Below are 18,436 nucleotides of genomic sequence, written 5' to 3' on the forward strand. Positions count from 1 at the left end.
TTACTCAATCAATAGTGTGGTGGCGATAGCATGAAGGATACACCTGTTCCCATGTCGAACACAGAAGTTAAGCTTCTTAGCGCCGATCGTAGTGAGGGGTTGCCCCTTGTGAGAGTAGGACGTCGCCGCGCAACGTAAGTCATTTAGTGAAAGCTGAATGGCTTTTTTTGTATGTAAATTTTCAAAAAGTGTTCTGACTGTACAGAAAAGCCTTTTTTTCGTTACAATAGAGGAAAAGGAGGCGTTTTCTAATGAAAGAGAGTTATAAAAACATCTTAGTCGCAATTGACGGCTCAAAACAAGCGCACCATGCATTTCAAGAAGCTATCGAGGTGACAAAACGAAATAATGGACATTTATATGTGTTGGCAGTATCTGACACAAGCCGTTTGATTGGTGAACCGTATGCGGTCAACTCCGTTTTAGAAAGTGCAAAAGAGGCAACACATGCGATCATGGATACGTTGAAAGCTGAGCTCCCAGATGATATCGAACACACTGAAGTAATTGAAGAAGGAAATCCTAAACCAGCGATTTGTGATTATGCTAAAGACCACGAGATTGATTTGATCGTGATCGGAACAACGGGAACAGGAGCATTTTCCCGCTTAATGTTAGGTTCGACGACCGCTTATGTAGTAAATAACGCACCTTGTAACGTGATGGTCGTGCGTTAATTTTTTCAAAGGACTGTTAGTTTACCGTTAGGAATAAACACGGTCGCGCTGAAAGAACACTAGGCCTCTTGTAACAACAGGAGACCTAGTGTTGTTTGTTTTTGAAACTTCACTTGACACAAAAATAGATTAGTGTTGATGCTGACCGCTGATTAAAAAAGTGGTAGTTATGACTAGTTTTGTATCGCGAGGGTGAGACGAATAGAAACTTGAAAGATTTACTAGTAGATAACCCTTTTCATATCTTTTAGGATTAAGTAGATTCGTTTAAAAATTATTTCAAAACAATCACTCGGTGTAGCCTACAGCAACCGCATTCATGCCAGACATCGCCGTTACAAAAACATTGATGACAACTCCGTCTTGAGGAAAGTAGCCCTCTTTTTCTTTGTTGTTGTTAAATTCTTTGATCGTAAAAATGACAATATGTTTGAATTTCACGTTGATCACTCCTTTGAATTAGGGACATGTTCATTGTATCTGAAACGTTGTTACAAAACAAACGCTGATGATAAAAAATAAAAACACTAGCTCATCTTCCAACGGTTGGCGAGCTAGTGTTTTTGATTTTATTTATAAGCGTGGATGGCTGGATTCGAACCTGCACCTCTTCTTAAATGCGGACTACTTCATTGAACGAGTGAAACACCAAGTTCATCCACGCCCATTAGTATAACAAATCTAGTAACAATATGCAGCTGAAACAGCTTCAATTAAGGAAAGTTTAATTCTGTTCAGTTGAGAATTCTTTCACGATCGACCAGCCATATGCTTCCGTAATCGCTGCAGCTGTCGTACCGTTGATGATACTGCCGGCGATCGGGATTTTACCAGCTGCAAACCGCGTGATCATTTGTCCAGCTTGTTGTGCCATGAATTGTGTAGCCATCGCTTTAGCGGCGCCTTCAGTTAATTTTAAATTGAAGACTTTAGCTAGCGCGACGATCATAGCCGTTTGGATCGGTAAAAGTGCCACGGAGTCTGAGATCGGCAGTGGTGCCATGCCACTACCGATGCCAGCTGCAGCGCTTGAAGCAGCATGGATAATCAAATGAGCTTTTTTTCGTTGTGTTTTGTTCATCTTCTTCTTCCTTTGTTTATTTTTTTCAGTGTAGCATGATTTAATTCGATAGCTGAGAAATGTTGATCAAATTAAACAATTTCTAACAAGTTAGAATGATTCGTCTCGCTTTTCAGTTGTGCTATACTAAATAAAAAAGGAGGCGGTTCCATCATGAATAATTATAAAATGATCCTCGTAGCAATCGATGGGTCACGGCAATCGGAAAAAGCTTTTATGGAAGGGGTACAATTAGCAGCAGCAAATGATGCGACACTGGTGATCGCTTGGATCATCAACGAAGATGAGTTGGCACACAGCGCGTTTGCGTATTCTAAAATCTTAAAAGAAGAAAAAGAGAACGTCGAAAAAGAGATGTTAAAAAAATTACATGATGCTGAACAAGCCGGAGTTCATAAAACGTCTTCTGTCATTGAGATCGGGGATCCAAAAGAATATTTAGCAAAGATCATCCCTGAAAGCCAAAACATCGATTTGATCATCATGGGACCGACTGGCAAAGGTGCGATTCAACGGGCTCTCGTGGGATCGACGACTTCATTTGTGGTAAATAATACGAATTGTAGTGTGTTAGTCGTACGCTAAAAAACGTCTCGACTAAATTTATTTTTTGGAAGTAGTTGAGAAAGGAAAGTAAAAATGGCAGATAGTTATCAAAATATTTTAGTGCCAGTCGATGGGTCCGCCCCAGCGAAAAAAGCGTTTGAAGAAGCTGTGCAAGTCGCAAAACGCAATCAGGGAAAGCTGACACTGTTAACGGTGATCGACACTACGACGTTTAGCGGAACGACCGGTGCATCTTCAATCGAGATCTTAAAAGAAGCGCAAGCTCAAGCACATCAAATTCTAGCTGACTTAGCTAATGAACCGGAAGTCGCTGCAGCGAAGATCCGACTGAAAACAAATGTTGCAGCAGGAAACCCCAAGCGTGAGATCGTGGAGTTTGCTGATCAGATCGAAGCTGACTTGATTTTGATGGGCGCAACCGGCCGCAGTGCATTAGAACGAGTCTTCATCGGTTCGACTGCTTCTTATGTCGTGAATCGAGCAGCGTGTAATGTGATGGTCGTCAAATAAAAAAACAGGAAAAATCAACCAACTGTGGTTTGTTTTTCCTGTTTTCCATGAAGTCAAACTTATTTAGCTTGCGTCGTCATAAGTAGCGTGTCCCCTTGATCATAGACAAAGATCCGTGGTGGGAATTCAAGTGCCGCATACGCTTCGATGTAAGGAGCTGAGACACTATCTGAAAAATAAGGTTCGGCCTGTGAATGAACGACACTCAATGTTTGACTATGAGGATCTTTAAATAGGTTAAAACGTTGCGGCGAAGTCAGCGGCAGGCCTTTATGTTGACGCAAAAAAATCAAATGCCAAAGCTCGCTTTGCATTTGTAATGGCAACTGATCAGCAGAAAGCTCACTTTTCTTTTCTTTTGTGGATTCAAACAACGTGATTCACGCCTTTCCTATTTGCTTTACTGTAATGATAGCATTAATTATGATGGAAGATCCGTTCAAACTGTATTTTTTTCTAAAAAATGGTATCGTGGAAAGTAAGGAAAGGTGACGTGGTAAATGGAAATAGTAGCAAGCGACTTTGCTTTATTTGAACAACCTGAATTTAGTTTTAAAAAGTTGAAAGCCAAAAAATCAACGGCCGAGATCACAGCGTTGAAGACAGATTACCAAACTCATTGGCAAAAATGGAAACAATTAAATCAAACAGTGACACTGCCGCCAGCTTTTACCGTGCCAAAAGTTGAAAGCTGGACGAATGGCTGGAATTTACGTAATCATTTTTGGTGTGCGTATCGCGGTAGTTTGCGACAACAAGAAGCGACTTGTTTAGCGACATTGCTAAATCAAAAACAATTTCAAATTTATTTAATGTATCAGCATTATAAAAGTGATGCTCATTATAAAACGAAGTCTGAGTATAATCAAGTTTTGGAGCAAGTGCCACGTTGGGCCGAAAGACATGAGATCGGATCATTTTATATTTGGGATAATGCCGAGCCAGAACTTCATACTCATCTGCCATTAGCTGAGTATTTAGCTGACCCGGCCTATCAAAATGCTTTTCGGGCGCACTTAGAAGCTACGGATTCGACCTTTCAATTAGGCGCGCTTTTTTATGCACCTGGACCGATTGTATCCGTAACGGAAAAAATAGCCGTGTATTTACAAGCGTTAGCAGAATTGTATGACGCGATTTAACTTTTGAAGGAGGAATTTTTTATGGATCAAGCAATTGAAAAGCTGCTGGAAGCTGCAGATACATTTACGATCACTACGATTGGCAGTGATGGCTTTCCACATGCGATCGCAGTTTCTAAACCGATCGAACGGCATGGGGGCTTCCATCGTTTTAAGTTTTATCTCAATGGTGAGGGGCAGACAGTTGAAAACATCCGCCACAATCGGCAAGGAACTTTATTTTGTTATGATGCTGCCGCACATGAAAGCTTGGCTTTGAAGGGTTACTTTTTTGTTGAAGAGTTGGACGAGTATGGGAAGTTAGCGGCGCAACTAAATGAGTTTCAACAACAACTCAATTATCAACATCCGGTCTTAGTCGTATTCCAAACATTGAAAGTAAAACATTTTCATGAACTACAAACTGAATTTACAGAAATTGAAGCAATCGATTAACGTAAACACGAGGCTGAACAAAGTAGTTCTGCCTCGTGTTTTTTTCACAAGTGAAGATAAAAGGTTCTTTGTTTTTAAGTTCAGTAAAATTTTCGAGAGGACTTGTTCAAGTTAAACTAATCCAAACTACATAAGCGCTAAATCAAGCGCTTTTTAAAGTTCATTAACTTTTTGATTTTTCAGAGTAAGTGAATTAAAACAGGCAAGGTTCACAAGTAGTAAAAAAACAAGCAATTGCGAAATTTTTTCTTAGTTGAATTATCCGTTTAAGCAGACACGCATGAAATTTTATTAAAATAAGCTATTAAACGCAAGCTGTGAGCTGTTTGATAATATTTAAAAATAAAATTTATAAAATCGTTTGAATGAAATTTTTTGCCTTAAAGAAGCTACTGAAAGTAATATCGGAATCAAGCGTTTTTTTGCTGGGACCACTTTTTTTCTAGCCAGACTTTTCCATTACCGGGAAGGTCTGTTTTTTATTTCACGTTTTTGACGGGACTTCAGGTGGTCTTTTATGCTGGTTAAAAGAGTTTCAAGAAAGGGGCGACCTCGATGTTGATCGAAGAACTGATCACCAAAGCACGGCAAGCTGTTAAACAAATAGCCGACTATGATCAAAAACAAGTTGACCAACTGTTACTAGCTATTGCTAAAAAAATTGCAGATCAAGCTGAACCTTTAGCTAAATTAGCCGTGGATGAAACACGCTTAGGATGTTTCGAGCATAAGATCGGTAAAAACCAAAATATGGCCAAAAATATTTACGGGAGTTTGAAAGGCCAACCATCTGTCGGAGTGCTTCGGGAAATTCCAGAGAAAGGTTTGATTGAGATTGCGCATCCCATCGGTGTGATCGGCTCGATCACACCGACTACAAATCCAACGATCACACCGTTGGGTAATGGCTTGATGGCTTTAAAAGGCAAAAATGCTTTGATCGTTTCGCCGCATCCTCGGGCCAAAAAAACGACGCAACAGACGATCGGATTGATGCGAGAAGCACTGACAGATTGCGGCGCTCCGGCTGATTTGTTCCAAGTGATCCCTGAACCGAGTATTGAGTATTCCCGTCAATTAATGGAAGAAGTTGATTTGATCGTGGCAACTGGTGGTCCAGGATTAGTCAAGACGGCCTATTCTAGTGGGAAACCGGCTTATGGTGTTGGGCCGGGAAACGTTCAAGCGATTTTGGATCGTGACTTTGATGTGACCCAAGCAGCGGAATTTTCCGTGATTGGTCGTGCATTTGATAATGGAATCGTGTGTGCTTGCCAACAAAGTTTATTTTATCCGAATGAAAAAGAAGCAGCGGTATTTGCTGCCTTAGAAAAAGCTGGAGCTACCGTCTATTCTACTGAGAAACAGCGGGCTCAATTGCGGGAAGTTCTTTTTCCGGCTGGAAAGCCAAATCCAGAGCTGATCGGGAAAGATTCAGCAACGATCGCAAACGCTGCGGGACTAGACTTACAAGAACAAAGTCAAATTCTTGCCGTCAAAGTTGAAAAAATTGGGGCAGCAGAATGGCTCTGCAAAGAAAAATTGGCGCCGGTTCTAATTTTGAAAGGCTACGATGATTTCGCTGAAGCGGTCAGCTATGCTAAAGAAAATTTATTGCTAGAAGGTGTTGGTCATTCGGCTGGACTTTTTAGCCACGTAAATAAACATATTTATTTTGCAGGCAAGGAACTTCCAGTCAGTCGGTTAGTTGTGAATCAACCGACGATCGATGCAGGGGGTGCGCCGACGAACGGGTTGAACCCGACCGTTTCTTTAGGTTGTGGAAGTTGGGGGAATAATATTTTAGCTGAAAATTTGACGTATCGACATTTGATCAACATCGCGCGCATCGCGTTGCCGATTGAAGCGACCGCAACTAAAGCTGACTGGGATTAGGTGATCAAGGTGAAAAATTTTAAAGAGCTAGCTGAGCGTTTGCGAGTCAATCGCACATTACGGGTCGGGATCGTGGCGTGTGATCAGTTATCATTACAAGCAGTCTTTTCATCGCAGGTAGCTGCGTGGGTAACGCCTGTTTTGATCGGAGACGTTTCTCAGATCCGACAGTGGCTGACTGATTTAGACTATTCAGCCGATATGATCATTGCGGCAGAGTCACCTGAGGAAGCAAGCCGATTAGCGGTGAATTTAGTTCGAGCAGGCCAACTAGATTGTTTGATGAAAGGAAACCTCCATTCAAGTACATTTTTAAAGGCGATCGTTAGCAAACAGTCAGGTTTGAAAAACCAGCAGTTGTTGTGTCATGTCGCGTTAAACGAGATCCCCGCGTACCACAAATTATTGCTGACCTGTGATGGTGGGATGTTACGCCAACCTAGTTTAGCTGAAAAGCAACAATTGATCATGCGCAGCTATGAAGTGATGCAGGCTTTGGGTGTCACCACACCTAAAATTGCTTTGCTGAGTGCAGCTGAAACGCTCGATCCCAAATTATCCGCTAGCATGGAAGCTGCGGAATTGAGTAAAAAATTTAAAGCTCAAGGACTGCAAATTGCTGGCCCCATCTCGTTGGATCTCTCGGTCAGTCAAGAAAGTGCGAAGTTAAAAGCATATCATGATCCGGTTGCCGGTGAGGCGGATATTTTGATTGGACCTGATATTATAACGATGAATGTCTTAGGCAAAAGTTTGACTGTTTTTGCAGGAGCTAAAATGGCCGGGGTAATTTTAGGAGCTCAAGTCCCGATCGTTATGACGTCCCGTGGTTCAAGTATAGAAGAAAAGGTCAATTCATTGTTACTTGCTTTGTATTGTTCAAAGGAGGAAAAAAATGAAGATTTTGGTGATCAATCCCGGTTCAACTTCCACTAAAGTCGCGTATTATCAAGCGGGTTATCTCAAAGAATCAGTTGCTCTTTCTCATACTGAAAAAGAGCTGGAAAATTTTTCTCATGTGCTAGATCAACTCGATTTTCGGCGCTTAGTAATTTTTCAATTTATGATTAAACATGGGATTGAGCCGAAAAAATTGGATGCGATCGTTGCGCGTGGCGGGATCTTACCACCAGTCAAGGCAGGCGCGTATCAAATCGATTCAGCGATGATCCATTATTTGACTGAGATGACACCAATTGAACATCCTGCTAATTTAGGTGCTCTTTTGGCTCAACAGATTCAGCTTGAAGCAAACACAGAAACGCTGGCATTGATTTACGATCCTGTTTCAGTGGATGAGTTTCCACCGATTGCTCGGATCTCAGGATTAAAAGGTGTCCAGCGAAAAAGTTTGGGCCACGCGTTAAATATGCGCGCTGTTGCGATGAAAGTAGCTAGCGATCGGGAACAAACGTATCGTGAATGCACAAGTATCGTAGCGCATTTAGGTGGCGGTAATTCGATCAGTCTGCATCATCAAGGAAAGATGGTCGATTTGATCTCCGATGATGAAGGGCCATTTGCCATGGAACGAACAGGCGGCTTGCCGTTAAAAGCTGTTTTTCATTTAGGTGAAACCCGCGACGAACAAGCTTTACTGCGACTCTACAAACGCTCAGGCGGGTTTAAGTCTTATACAGGAACAACTGATTTGAAAGAAATTGAAGCAAAAATCGCAACTGGTAATCAAACCTGGGCATTAGTGCATGATGCATTTTGTTATCAAGTGGCAAAAGGTATCGGGGAACTAGCGACAGTTGTCAATGGCACCGTTGATCGAATCATTTTGACTGGTGGCGTGGCTTACTCAGCCGCTGTTGTAGCTAAAATCCGTCAACGTGTGGAGTTTATCGCGCCGGTAGTGGTGGAAGCAGGCGAACATGAGCTGGCCGCATTAGCTAATGGTGCGCAACGAGTGCTAGCAGGGAAAGAGAATTTGCAGAAGTTTCAAATTGTCGATAGGAAGGAAGTTAAAACATGAAAATAACTGCGGCTTTAGTTAAAGAAAAAGGAGCACCATATGAAATAACGGAATTAGAGTTAGCGGAAGTTCAAGCTCAAGATGTATTAGTTAAGATCGTAGCTTCAGGTTTATGTCGTTCTGATTATGGTGAGCGTAACGGAAACAGTTTGGCATTTCCGAATGTTTTAGGTCATGAAGGAGCGGGAATCGTTGAAAAAGTCGGCTCGGCCGTTACTTCCGTTGAAGTTGGCGATCACGTCATTTTATCTTACGCTTATTGTGGGAAATGTCGCCATTGTCGTGCTGGTCATCCGTCCTCTTGTACTTTTTGGCTAACGGTCAATAATCAAGGGAAAAATGTGCGTGGAGAATATGTTTTACACACTTTAGAGGAGGAAGAGGTCAATAATTTTTTTAATCAATCCGCTTTTTCAACGTATAGTTTGACGGATGAATCGAATCTTGTCAAAGTCAGTAAGAAAGTCGACCTTCGATTGTTAGGTCCATTAGGCTGTGGCCTCGGAACAGGTAGTGGGGCCGTGCTAAGTGTTTTAAAACCTGATGTGGGCGATGGGATTGCTATTTTTGGGACTGGAGCAGTTGGATTTGCTGCGATCATGGCCGCTAAACTAGCTGGTTGCTATCCAATCGTAGCCATTGATCTGCATGATCAGCGTCTGCAAACAGCTAAAAAATTAGGAGCTAGTCATCTCATCAATAGTACTAGTACCGATCCGGCGGCTTTGATTGCGGAATTGACTGCAGGAGTTGGCTTGCCGCATGTAATTGATTCCACCGGTGTCCCTGAAGTGATGACGCAAGCGTTGCAATCCGTCAGCCATTCTGGAACATTCATTCCGCTAGCAGTGACGAAAAAACACTTTGAAGTCAATACATTTTTTGACTTAGTTTTTGGTAATAAAAAAATCCGTGGTGTGCTGATTGGAGACACGATCGCAAAAGATCATTTGCCTAATTTGATTGATTTTTATGAGCGTGGGGATTTTCCCTTTGATCAATTTATTAAATTTTATGACTTTAATGAGATCAACCAAGCTGAAAAAGATTCGCTTAGCGGTGAAGTGATTAAGGCAGTCGTTGTAATGGATCAGTCGTATGAACCGCCGCGACGTTCGGGGTGAGACAATGAAAAAAGGTGATTTATTGTGGGGCGGCATTTTTTTGGCCTTAGTCAGCCTGTTCATCTTTCCACTGACACGAGGTTGGATTTTACAAGCGAGTCAGATGCATCCGTATCTAGCAGGACTGATTAAATTTGCGATTTTGGCTTCACTGGGAGATGCACTAGGCAAACGAATCGTTACTGGACGATACGAAATTTCAAGGGCGACGATTTACCGTGGCGTAGTTTGGGGGATCATAGGACTGATGGTCACGCTTGTTTTTTCCGTATTTATGGGTGGCGCTGGGGTAGCACAAACTGAAAAGCTCTTACCTTTTGCCGAAATTCCGCTAGCACAAGCTTTTTTTGGTAGTGCAATCATGAACCTGACTTTTGCGCCTGTCATGAATACTTTTCACCGTTTGCTGGACCTAGCAATCGAAGCACGACAGATGGGAGCTTCCCTGTCTTTTAAAGTCTTGATCACACGAATTGATTGGCCAACGTTTATCTTATTTAATTGGCTACAAGTCGGGCTCTTTTTTTGGTTGCCAGTTCATACGCTGATTTTTTTATTGCCAGCAGATCTACGGGTAGCAGTCGCTGCTTTTAGTTCGATTGCATTAGGCATTATTTTATCATTTGCGACTAAGAAAAGCTCGACTCCTGCCAGTTTGGCAAGAGAAGAAATTATTTAAACAACTAAGAGAGTAATTAATCGAAGGACTAGAAATCAAAAATAGACCACTAACGATGAGTGTTTTCGAAAGTTAGTAGGGTCTATTTTTTGTTGTGTACATTTTGTTTGACAGAGATTAATCAAAAGAGTTCTGCTTCAAGTAGCCGATGTAAATAGGCTGCGTGTGATTGATATTGGTATGTTCTTTTGAAGTTGCTAACAGTTTAACTTTTTAAAAAAGCGTATCCTTTGACTTGTTCTAAATAATTTAATAACATAAAAATATAATTAAAAAAACATGTTTAAAATAAAATTATTTGAAATTAGCAGAGAGGTGATCTTTTGAAACGTAAAAGGAAAATACTTAATATTGTGTTATCGGCTTTTTTGCTAGTTACATTTCTTATGCCATCGATTAATTTTGGGAAAGAGACATCCTATTTAGATAAAACTATTGGCAGTGATGAAATAACGAAAACTTCATCAACGAAACTATTGGAAACTTCAATGGTTGACGATGAAAAGCAAACGAATGCAGCAATCGCAAATAGCACTTCACCTTCCGCTGAAAATTTGGTCGACACAACGTTCGAAGATCCACCAACAAATCATGCACCAGAAAACAACGTCAGACTAGTAAGCGGGACTGGAAGTGTTGAGGATCCTTTTCTAGTTAGTGATTTTGCAGAATTAGAAACAGCAGTGGCTTCGGATGTATCCGGAATAAAATATATTCAATTGACTAACGATATTTTAATCAGTGATACCGGAAAGCTATCGATTAAGACAGATACTGTGATTGACGGCAGTGGTGCTGGAGAAAGTAACTTTACCCTGAATTACACCGGAGGCAATGGAATTAGTGGTGGACTTTTTGTAACTGGTAAGAATGATTTAACGATCACGTTTAAAAATCTAAATTTTGGTTCAGTTGAGTATCCAGGAAGCACATTTTATGGTTTTTTAACGACTAATAATACAGGTACGGTAGTCAATATTGAAAATATAGTTTATCAAGCAGAAGTTGGTGGACAACCATTTTATGCTGGTCGGGCAGATAATACATTGAACTTCAGCGGAATCAATGAGTTCAAAGTTTCCCCCGGAGCCTCTTCCCAAGAATTTTCAGAAGGCTATGGCATCATTAATTTTAAAAAGGATAGCCAAACTACGATTTATCAAAACACGAATTCTTCAGAAGGAGTATTTTGGTTAAAAAGCCAGATTCCAGGAGTCGTGACAGTTGAAGAAAATGCTGTTGTGGATATTACTTCTGGCAAGCATGCGCTTTTTTATGCCAATAGTTCATTAGATTTAAGAATCCAAAAAAATGCCCGGTTTCACTATAAAAAAATGGATGGCGAACAAACTAGTAATGATTTTTGTCGAATTGTAACGCAGCCAGTGATAACGGTCGCAGAACAAGGCGAATTTCTAGCTTCGACTGCAAATGAGGGATTAGATTTAAAATCTGCTACGTTCCAAGCTACTGATCCGAAGCAGATCCAATTTACGACTGAAGAGAATAATTCGAATTCGGCTATCGCTAGTGGCAGTCTTTCAATCAAAAATAGCGGGCAAGGATTGTATCAACTTATCGATGAAACAAATAATGTGCTACAAACCGTCACTGCTGGAGAAGAGGCGAAAAATATAGCCTATCAAAATAAACGTAAGGTCGTTTATGTTCCGGCCATCACTTTTGATCAAATCGGTGTCCGTAGTGAGGTGGGGACTAGAAAGAGTGACGCTATATTGGGATTACAGACTGTCAATAGTTCATTGGACGCTACGTGGCAATATCGCGGCAACTATGTTTTAACGAAACAGCGTTTGGCTGATAATGAAGGACTAATCAACCAAACTGAAGTCAACCATACTTATGAAGGTGAGTCAGCTGCAGATAGTGGAATTTATATTAACGATAGTGAATGGAGCAACTCAGAAAGTAACACAGAAGTGATCATTCCACATGTTTTAGCAGGGGAATACTATGTCTATGGTCGGATCGAAGCTAAAAATAATGAGGCAATTTTCACGACTCAATGGAAAGAAACACGATTAAGTGTCGCGGAATTTATTCAAGCTAAATTGGCAGATCAACTTACATTTAAGAGTCCGAAAGAAAGTATTACAATGGATCACTTAGCAGACTGCCAGCTCGAAAATACTAGTAACTTGCCGATCCAGATTCATTTAGCTGAAGTAGAGGTTGTACCAAATTCAGATGCTGAGATTGCACTAGTTCCAGATTACGATGTGAATACCCCTAAGTCACTTTGGTTGAATTGTCAAGCAACAGTTAATGGTCAAACAACGAGTTGGAATCTCTTATCGGGTAGAGTAGCGAATGAAGCTAAAATGACATTACAACCTTATTGGAATGATATACAAAGTCGAGCTACTTTGGATCTAACTGGGAAATTCTCAGGTCCATATGATGAAGTTCGAACAGTTGGCTATGAACTAAAATTTAAAGTTACTAAATTACCGTAGGAGGGACAGTTTACTAATGGAAGCAGTTAATCAGCAAATGAAAATCATGCGAAAAAGGAAGGTCTTAATAGCCTTGTTACTTTCAGTGCTGTTGGTGACCGGTTATGTGGTGTATGAGTATTTTTTGAAAAAAGAAACGATTCCCGCAACAGTAGTAGCTGGAGATTTTTTACCAGCTGGAAAAGATGCCGCTAAAATGACGGAAAAAGAGCTCAGTGAGTACGCGCAAAAAGCAGCCGATGAAAGCCAGTTCAATATGCGAATCGTCTCTAAGGCAGCGTTTGATCAAACGACGATGAATGGAAAGCTAGCGATTCAAAATCCACCGATCAATTCGCAGCCGGTGAATGTAGTGGTCACATTAGATGATACGAATGAGGTTGTATATAACTCAGGAGCCATCCAACCAGGAGAAGAAATCACCGAAGCAATGTTAGAAAAAAGACTAGAAGCAGGCGAGTATCAAGCCACTGCAACTTTTAATATTTATAATCCAGCTACAAACAAGAAACAAGGTGAAGTCCAATCGTTATTAACCATTATGGTTCAATAAATAAATCAAAGAAATTAAAAGGAGCGAGTTTAGTTATGAAAAAATGGATTGCAGGTTTGACGATCAGTGTAGGGATATTAGGGTTTTCAACGAATGTACTAGCAGCAGAGATCAATGGAGAAAGCACGGGATCGATTCCCGTTCAAGGAACATTAGGGGCTGACAATACTGATGAAAATGGCGGGATCGATGAAGGTAATGAGGACTGGGTCAATGTGACCGTTCCTAGTAAAACGCTTTTTTATAGCAGTCCTGGAGAAGACGTTATCAAAGCACCGACTTATAGCATTATTAATAATTCAGGAAGACCGGTAACGATTCAAGCAAATGGATTCACTTTAAATGGTCCAAACGGAATTAATCAAGATACTAATTTAGAAGTGAATCTTGATGCAACAGCAGGTAGTAGTTTCAATTCAATTCCGATTATTAAAGAAGGAGCAGCAATCGGGCCACTGTCAAATGTTAAAATTGCAGAATTGGGAAATAATGCAGGAAAATTAACATCAGATGCAGCCGATGGTTCAGCACCATCTGAGATGACGTTTACTTATAGCGGCTCATTGGATGGCAGTAAAGTTACAACAAAACAAGTAAGTAATTATAACTTGAAACTTAGATTTGTTGTCCCAGATACATTTTAGTCAGCTGATCAAAGGAGGGTACCATGGATAATCAAATTGAAGTAGAAGGAACACTGACTGGTATTGAACTACCGGCAAGCAGTGTCCCACTAGCTGATCAACGAGATGATTTAACCCCGCGTGTAAATGATATCCAAGTTTACGATGGGACTCTTCCTCAGACCAATGAGATGACTAGTCATGAGTTAAGCGTGTTAGGTTGTCTTATCTGTGTGCTAGTTGTGCTCGCCCATCAGTTAAAGCGGACGTTTGCTTAACTGCTAGGATAGGCTTGAACGACTTTCAGCTAAAATAGATCCGCTTGCGGCCAAGTGCTGCAGGCGTTTTTTAGTCCTTTCATCACTAGTTGAAACAGTTACTTCATAAAAATTTCCAATTGAATTATTTTTCGCTGCTAGGTGGTCTGTGGTATGATGAAACTCATAAAGGAGCGATTTTTTTGAGAGAAGTAACTGTAGGAAATGTAACGATCGGGCAAGGAATGCCTAAGATCATTGTACCGATTACGGGAATTACGAAAGCCGAAGTACTGCAAGCCGCCGAAGCGATCAAAAATAGCGCTGGGGATTTAGCCGAATGGCGGTTAGACTTTTTTGAAGCGGCGGGACAGCCGGAACAAGTTGCCAGTTTTTCAAAAGAAGTCAAACAAGCGCTAGGCAAGCCACTTCTGATCACGCTGCGGAATCAAAAAGAAGGTGGCAATCTAGGTCTTTCTGCTGAAAAATATACTCGGATCTACCAAGCGATTGCTGAAAAAGGCGCCGCGGATCTATTGGATGTGGAACTATCACTACCAGAAAAAACGATCGAGACGGTGGTGGCAACTGCCCATGAGCACGATCTCAAAGTCGTCATGAGTAGCCACGACTTTAAACAGACGCCTTCAAAAGATGTCTTGTTTGAGCGTTTCATGCAGATGCAAGAACATGGTGCCGATCTTTGTAAAGTAGCGGTCACCCCGCAAACAAGTGCGGATTTGTTGACCCTTTTTGCAGTGACAAATGAAATGACGACCCACTATGCGAAGTGTCCGATCATCACGCTTGCGATGGGTGATTTAGGCAAGATCACACGGATCGCAGGCCAATTATTTGGTTCAGCTGCTACATTTGCAACCGTGGGCGAGGCGTCAGCTCCGGGTCAGCTGCCTGCAGAACAAGTTCGTGAGTTGTTGACGACTTTAAAAGTTTAGTGATTGAAAATGCTTCTGTCAGTTAGGCAGAAGCATTTTTAGATCTAGCAGTCGGACTTTTTTCATAAAAAATAAAAGTGGCGATTCGCTGAGCGTTTTAGTTGACGAAAAATTTAAATGGGTTTATTATTTGCTTGCGCAAGTAAGTCGATAAATAAAAAACGATTACTTGTTCCAATGGACGGTCAGCCAGAAAGAAGGCACTTCTCATGCTGAAAAATGAGATGATCAAAAAATTAGTTGTATTGCCTGATGATTACCGTTTAGTAAAAACAGCTACTGAATTGAGAAATCGACGTCCAGTGGTGATCCAACGCTATCAAAAAGCGGGAAAGCTTAGTTACAATGGTCCACGGATCACGGCCGTATTTGAAGGAGATCGGTTAGTCAGTTTAAATAATTTAGCAGTAGTACCGAAAGGAAAACTGCCGGATGAAGAAGTAGCTAAACAAAATGCAAGCGCTTTTTTTAAGCAGGTCGATCCAAATGATGCTAAGAAGTTGTCATTTTTATGGATCGAGCAACAAACACGTGAGTTTATTACTACTGATGGTCAAACTAATGAGTTTTCTGTTTTATGGATTGAGTTTAGCCATCGCGATGGCAGTTACGATTGGATCACATTAGGTGGTGGCGGGACATTGATTGAACTGGAACGCGATTCACGGTGGGATTATTTCCGTGGCCGCCGTAAAACCGAGATGTGGAACAATGATGACTGGGTACGGGCAAGACAAGGTTTGGGTCCACAATTACCAAGTCCCAATACATTGGCTTAAAAAGGTAAGATTCAACGTGTTGATCCGGTAGGTAAGTTGTTGTTAAGGGATCGGTTAGAAGAAGTAATGTTGATCGCTAAAGGAGAGGATTAACATGTTGAAGAAAAAAATAATCTTAGGCATTAGTATGTTGCTGATGTTTTTTGCGTTACCGCAATTAGCACAAGCAGCTTCTAAACAAGATCTAGTAACAAATCAAGGGGAGGTCATCCCGTATAATGGGCGTGACCAAGATTTTCAATCACCTAGTCGGTTAGGCAACCAAGATCAGAGCAACCGTGAGCAGATTCCATTGCTAGATAATGTCAAACCACTAGAAGGTGTGGAGCCGCGGACTGTTTTAGGAGCCGATGATCGGCGTCAAGTAACTAATACGACGACATTTCCTTATTCAGCGGTCGTATTTATCGTAGCAACGTATGCAGATGGTGAATCATTTGTCGGTTCAGGAGCACTTGTTTCACCAGATGCGGTCTTAACTGCAGGGCATGTCGCCTTTGATCCTGACTTGAAGCAGTGGGCACAATTCATTACGGTCTATCCAGCTTTGAACGTAACGGATGCGCCTTATGGTCACGCAACAGCAACGAAGATGATTTCAGTTTCCGGCTGGACGAAAGACTTAAGCTCACAACATGATATCGCTATTCTTCGTTTGAATAATCCAATTGGCGTGAAGACTGGTTGGTTTGGCGTAACGAGTTCAGTGGATGCTTCCGAGAGATTATTCACAGCTGGTTATCCAACGGACAAACCACGGCAAACGATGTGGCAGACTAGTGGTAAGATCATTTCAATGACCGATGATAATATTTTTTATGATCTTGATACTTATCCTGGTCAAAGTGGGAGTGGTGTCTACAATCAAGATAATCAAATCGTAGCAGTTCATGCGTATAGCCAAGATACGCAAAACTTTGGGACGCGATTGAATCCGTCTGTTTTAGCTTGGCTGCAAAATGATTTGGTAAACGTTCATGAAGTATATCGTTTGTACAATCCCAACTCTGGTGAACATTTCTACACGGAAAATTCAATAGAGGCCGATCAATTGCGTGAAATTGGTTGGAGTTATGAAGATGTCGCGTGGTATACGCCAGGGACAGGTGTTGCCGTTTACCGTGTATACAATCCAAATACCGGTGACCATCACTACACCACTAGTCTTGGTGAACGGGATAGTTTAGTTCGGGTTGGCTGGCGCGCAGAAGGTATCGCTTGGCAAGCTGCGACGAAAGGAACGGCGACGTATCGTTTGTATAACCCAAACGCACGAGTCGGGACTCACTTTTATACAGTCAGTAAAGCAGAACGTGAAAATTTGATTCACTTGGGCTGGCGAGATGAAGGGATTGCGTGGTATGATTTATAAGTTAAACGAGGTGTGTCATAAGTGGCGCACCTCTTTTTTTGGTTTTTTTAACTTGAGCTTTTAAGCTGAAATCGAAGTTGTAGTGCGTAGTAGTTGAGGGAGTGTCGGCATTTTAGTTTATCATTATTTTGTTGACTTTCAGCGGTGAAATTGACTTTTAGCTAGGAGGCTTCTAGGATGAAGAAAAAAGGAGAGCCAGCAAATGAAAAAAATTATTTTGATGGGCGCTGTCGGGTGTGGGAAAACGACTTTGTGTCAAGCGTTGTATGAGCAGCCGCTTGCTTATCAAAAAACACAAGCCGTGGAATATTATCCGGAGATCATCGATACACCAGGTGAATTTATTTTACACCGTCAATATTATAGCGCACTGACTGTCTTGGCCGCTGATGCTGACGTGATCGCCTTAGTTCAAAGTGTGGCCGAAGAAGAACAAATTTTTTCCCCGGGCTTTGCCTTGATGTTTCCTAAGCCGGTGATCGGCATCATCACTAAAGCGGATCTTTTGACTTCAGCGGCCCAGTTGACGACGATTGAACGTCAGTTGGAAGCAGCTGGTGCGAAACAGCTTTTTCAGTTGTCGGCTAAACGAGCACAAGGGATCACAGCCCTTCGTGATTATTTAGCGGATTGATTGGCACTATTTTGCGAACTAACAAATATTAGACGACTTCTTTGAAAGCGTTGACTAAATGGAACCGCGCTCTTTATACTGCAATTGAAAGAAGAAAGGAACGTGGCTAGATTGGAAAAGCAGCGAATGATCCAAGAGTATGTGCCGGGCAAACAAGTTACCTTAGCGCACATCATCGCAAGTCCCGTTAAAGAATTATATACAAAACTAGGCTTGACTAGTCAACAAGACGCGTTGGGGATCTTGACGATCACGCCAAGTGAAGCGGCGATCATCGCGGTTGATATCGCAACTAAAAGCGGCAGTGTTGAGATCGGTTTTATCGATCGTTTTTCTGGTTCAGTGGTACTGACTGGGGATGTAGGTTCGATCGAAGAAGCCTTGCAAGCAGTGTTGAAAGGGTTGAAAGAGATTTTAGGTTTTACAGTGACCTGCCAGATCACCAAAACGTAATGGAAAAATGACAAGAAGACAAAATAATCGTCGTTTTTTTCAGCAGATCTATGGTATGATCTGAAACAGACAATTGAAGATGCGAGCTGAATCGGGAACGAAGTGAAATTCTTCGACAGTCCCTTTCTACTGTGATGCGGACAAACTCTGATGACTCACTGAGGCAACTTGGGAAGAGCAGAGGGCGGAAGATGCAAAGTCAGGATATCGATTCATTTCGTTTTTGGACCATATCAGGGA

22 protein-coding genes, 1 rRNA gene and 1 riboswitch are annotated in these 18,436 nt (G+C 41.6%); of the genes, 20 read left to right on the top strand and 3 right to left on the bottom strand.

Annotated features, from left to right (window positions below):
• The first annotated feature begins 15 nt into the window (after positions 1 to 15).
• Positions 16 to 131: ribosomal RNA gene (rrf, locus tag GVJ38_RS08965) — 5S ribosomal RNA — on the top strand.
• A 120-nt stretch (positions 132 to 251) separates the two neighbouring features.
• Positions 252 to 677 carry a universal stress protein gene (locus tag GVJ38_RS08970; protein WP_159722818.1) on the top strand — a complete coding sequence of 142 codons (426 nt, stop codon included), beginning with the start codon at positions 252 to 254 and terminating at the stop codon, positions 675 to 677.
• Between the two features lie 288 nt (positions 678 to 965).
• On the opposite strand, the gene GVJ38_RS14175 is transcribed toward GVJ38_RS08970, so the two are convergent.
• Both GVJ38_RS14175 and GVJ38_RS08975 read right to left on the bottom strand, forming a co-directional pair.
• Positions 966 to 1,118, bottom strand: a complete 153-nt coding sequence (locus GVJ38_RS14175; protein WP_200849483.1) for a hypothetical protein — start codon at positions 1,116 to 1,118, stop codon at positions 966 to 968.
• A 283-nt stretch (positions 1,119 to 1,401) separates the two neighbouring features.
• Positions 1,402 to 1,803, bottom strand: coding sequence for a DUF697 domain-containing protein (locus GVJ38_RS08975; protein WP_268839985.1), 402 nt, complete (start codon positions 1,801 to 1,803; stop codon positions 1,402 to 1,404).
• A gap of 105 nt (positions 1,804 to 1,908) precedes the next feature.
• Here GVJ38_RS08975 and GVJ38_RS08980 point away from each other — a divergent pair, with 105 nt between their 5' ends.
• Together GVJ38_RS08980 and GVJ38_RS08985 are read left to right on the top strand one after the other, a co-directional pair.
• A complete protein-coding gene (locus GVJ38_RS08980) occupies positions 1,909 to 2,343 on the top strand; it encodes a universal stress protein (RefSeq protein WP_159722873.1) in 435 nt (144 codons plus the stop codon).
• Positions 2,344 to 2,397: 54 nt separating this feature from the next.
• Positions 2,398 to 2,835 carry a universal stress protein gene (locus GVJ38_RS08985; protein ID WP_159722820.1) on the top strand — a complete coding sequence of 146 codons (438 nt, stop codon included), beginning with the start codon at positions 2,398 to 2,400 and terminating at the stop codon, positions 2,833 to 2,835.
• A 59-nt stretch (positions 2,836 to 2,894) separates the two neighbouring features.
• Here GVJ38_RS08985 and GVJ38_RS08990 read toward each other — a convergent pair whose 3' ends face one another.
• A complete protein-coding gene (locus GVJ38_RS08990; RefSeq protein ID WP_159722821.1) occupies positions 2,895 to 3,209 on the bottom strand; it encodes a DUF960 family protein in 315 nt (104 codons plus the stop codon).
• A 126-nt stretch (positions 3,210 to 3,335) separates the two neighbouring features.
• Here GVJ38_RS08990 and GVJ38_RS08995 point away from each other — a divergent pair, with 126 nt between their 5' ends.
• From GVJ38_RS08995 to GVJ38_RS09070, 16 genes are all read left to right on the top strand, one after another.
• Entirely contained in the window at positions 3,336 to 3,977 is a 642-nt protein-coding gene (locus GVJ38_RS08995) for an HI_0552 family protein (RefSeq protein WP_159722822.1), read from the top strand.
• Positions 3,978 to 3,998: 21 nt separating this feature from the next.
• A complete protein-coding gene (locus GVJ38_RS09000) occupies positions 3,999 to 4,412 on the top strand; it encodes a pyridoxamine 5'-phosphate oxidase family protein (protein ID WP_159722823.1) in 414 nt (137 codons plus the stop codon).
• A gap of 555 nt (positions 4,413 to 4,967) precedes the next feature.
• Positions 4,968 to 6,308: an aldehyde dehydrogenase family protein gene (locus GVJ38_RS09005; protein WP_159722824.1), complete on the top strand. Its 1,341-nt coding sequence runs from the start codon at positions 4,968 to 4,970 to the stop codon at positions 6,306 to 6,308.
• A 9-nt stretch (positions 6,309 to 6,317) separates the two neighbouring features.
• Entirely contained in the window at positions 6,318 to 7,244 is a 927-nt protein-coding gene (locus GVJ38_RS09010; RefSeq protein ID WP_159722825.1) for a phosphate acyltransferase, read from the top strand.
• On the top strand, positions 7,204 to 8,289 hold the full coding sequence (gene buk, locus GVJ38_RS09015; protein WP_159722826.1) for a butyrate kinase: 1,086 nt from the start codon (positions 7,204 to 7,206) through the stop codon (positions 8,287 to 8,289). The genes GVJ38_RS09010 and buk overlap by 41 nt, the downstream gene beginning before the upstream one ends.
• On the top strand, positions 8,286 to 9,413 hold the full coding sequence (locus tag GVJ38_RS09020) for an NAD(P)-dependent alcohol dehydrogenase (protein WP_159722827.1): 1,128 nt from the start codon (positions 8,286 to 8,288) through the stop codon (positions 9,411 to 9,413). Before buk ends, GVJ38_RS09020 begins: the two co-directional genes overlap by 4 nt.
• Before the next feature lie 4 nt (positions 9,414 to 9,417).
• A complete protein-coding gene (locus GVJ38_RS09025) occupies positions 9,418 to 10,092 on the top strand; it encodes a hypothetical protein (RefSeq protein WP_159722828.1) in 675 nt (224 codons plus the stop codon).
• Between the two features lie 323 nt (positions 10,093 to 10,415).
• Entirely contained in the window at positions 10,416 to 12,569 is a 2,154-nt protein-coding gene (locus GVJ38_RS09030; RefSeq protein WP_159722829.1) for a hypothetical protein, read from the top strand.
• 16 nt (positions 12,570 to 12,585) lie between these two features.
• Positions 12,586 to 13,122: a hypothetical protein gene (locus GVJ38_RS09035; protein WP_159722830.1), complete on the top strand. Its 537-nt coding sequence runs from the start codon at positions 12,586 to 12,588 to the stop codon at positions 13,120 to 13,122.
• Positions 13,123 to 13,157: 35 nt separating this feature from the next.
• Positions 13,158 to 13,766 carry a hypothetical protein gene (locus GVJ38_RS09040; RefSeq protein ID WP_159722831.1) on the top strand — a complete coding sequence of 203 codons (609 nt, stop codon included), beginning with the start codon at positions 13,158 to 13,160 and terminating at the stop codon, positions 13,764 to 13,766.
• A 23-nt stretch (positions 13,767 to 13,789) separates the two neighbouring features.
• Positions 13,790 to 14,023 carry a hypothetical protein gene (locus GVJ38_RS09045; RefSeq protein WP_159722832.1) on the top strand — a complete coding sequence of 78 codons (234 nt, stop codon included), beginning with the start codon at positions 13,790 to 13,792 and terminating at the stop codon, positions 14,021 to 14,023.
• A 182-nt stretch (positions 14,024 to 14,205) separates the two neighbouring features.
• Entirely contained in the window at positions 14,206 to 14,958 is a 753-nt protein-coding gene (aroD, locus tag GVJ38_RS09050) for a type I 3-dehydroquinate dehydratase (RefSeq protein WP_159722833.1), read from the top strand.
• Positions 14,959 to 15,167: 209 nt separating this feature from the next.
• A complete protein-coding gene (locus GVJ38_RS09055) occupies positions 15,168 to 15,737 on the top strand; it encodes a hypothetical protein (protein ID WP_159722834.1) in 570 nt (189 codons plus the stop codon).
• A gap of 94 nt (positions 15,738 to 15,831) precedes the next feature.
• Positions 15,832 to 17,109: a trypsin-like peptidase domain-containing protein gene (locus tag GVJ38_RS09060; protein ID WP_159722835.1), complete on the top strand. Its 1,278-nt coding sequence runs from the start codon at positions 15,832 to 15,834 to the stop codon at positions 17,107 to 17,109.
• Positions 17,110 to 17,311: 202 nt separating this feature from the next.
• Positions 17,312 to 17,743: a EutP/PduV family microcompartment system protein gene (locus GVJ38_RS09065; protein ID WP_159722836.1), complete on the top strand. Its 432-nt coding sequence runs from the start codon at positions 17,312 to 17,314 to the stop codon at positions 17,741 to 17,743.
• A gap of 126 nt (positions 17,744 to 17,869) precedes the next feature.
• Complete coding sequence (locus tag GVJ38_RS09070; RefSeq protein WP_159722874.1) at positions 17,870 to 18,196, top strand: BMC domain-containing protein; 327 nt, start codon at positions 17,870 to 17,872, stop codon at positions 18,194 to 18,196.
• Between the two features lie 59 nt (positions 18,197 to 18,255).
• Positions 18,256 to 18,426, top strand: a riboswitch (cobalamin riboswitch).
• Positions 18,427 to 18,436: the final 10 nt, after the last annotated feature.

It is taken from the genome of Enterococcus sp. CSURQ0835 (genome assembly GCF_902706605.1).
In the GTDB taxonomy this organism is placed as follows: domain Bacteria; phylum Bacillota; class Bacilli; order Lactobacillales; family Enterococcaceae; genus Enterococcus_A.

Excerpts from the sequence above, each read along its gene's own strand:
- GVJ38_RS09060 (WP_159722835.1), top strand. The coding sequence starts at position 15,832 with ATGTTGAAGAAAAAAATAATCTTAGGCATTAGTATGTTGCTGATGTTT.
- GVJ38_RS09035 (WP_159722830.1), top strand. The coding sequence starts at position 12,586 with ATGGAAGCAGTTAATCAGCAAATGAAAATCATGCGAAAAAGGAAGGTC.
- GVJ38_RS09040 (WP_159722831.1), top strand. The coding sequence starts at position 13,158 with ATGAAAAAATGGATTGCAGGTTTGACGATCAGTGTAGGGATATTAGGG.
- GVJ38_RS09070 (WP_159722874.1), top strand. The coding sequence starts at position 17,870 with ATGATCCAAGAGTATGTGCCGGGCAAACAAGTTACCTTAGCGCACATC.
- GVJ38_RS09055 (WP_159722834.1), top strand. The coding sequence starts at position 15,168 with ATGCTGAAAAATGAGATGATCAAAAAATTAGTTGTATTGCCTGATGAT.
- GVJ38_RS09045 (WP_159722832.1), top strand. The coding sequence starts at position 13,790 with ATGGATAATCAAATTGAAGTAGAAGGAACACTGACTGGTATTGAACTA.
- GVJ38_RS09000 (WP_159722823.1), top strand. The coding sequence starts at position 3,999 with ATGGATCAAGCAATTGAAAAGCTGCTGGAAGCTGCAGATACATTTACG.
- GVJ38_RS08985 (WP_159722820.1), top strand. The coding sequence starts at position 2,398 with ATGGCAGATAGTTATCAAAATATTTTAGTGCCAGTCGATGGGTCCGCC.
- buk (WP_159722826.1), top strand. The coding sequence starts at position 7,204 with ATGAAGATTTTGGTGATCAATCCCGGTTCAACTTCCACTAAAGTCGCG.
- GVJ38_RS09065 (WP_159722836.1), top strand. The coding sequence starts at position 17,312 with ATGAAAAAAATTATTTTGATGGGCGCTGTCGGGTGTGGGAAAACGACT.
- GVJ38_RS08995 (WP_159722822.1), top strand. The coding sequence starts at position 3,336 with ATGGAAATAGTAGCAAGCGACTTTGCTTTATTTGAACAACCTGAATTT.
- GVJ38_RS09020 (WP_159722827.1), top strand. The coding sequence starts at position 8,286 with ATGAAAATAACTGCGGCTTTAGTTAAAGAAAAAGGAGCACCATATGAA.
- GVJ38_RS09005 (WP_159722824.1), top strand. The coding sequence starts at position 4,968 with ATGTTGATCGAAGAACTGATCACCAAAGCACGGCAAGCTGTTAAACAA.
- GVJ38_RS09025 (WP_159722828.1), top strand. The coding sequence starts at position 9,418 with ATGAAAAAAGGTGATTTATTGTGGGGCGGCATTTTTTTGGCCTTAGTC.
- GVJ38_RS08970 (WP_159722818.1), top strand. The coding sequence starts at position 252 with ATGAAAGAGAGTTATAAAAACATCTTAGTCGCAATTGACGGCTCAAAA.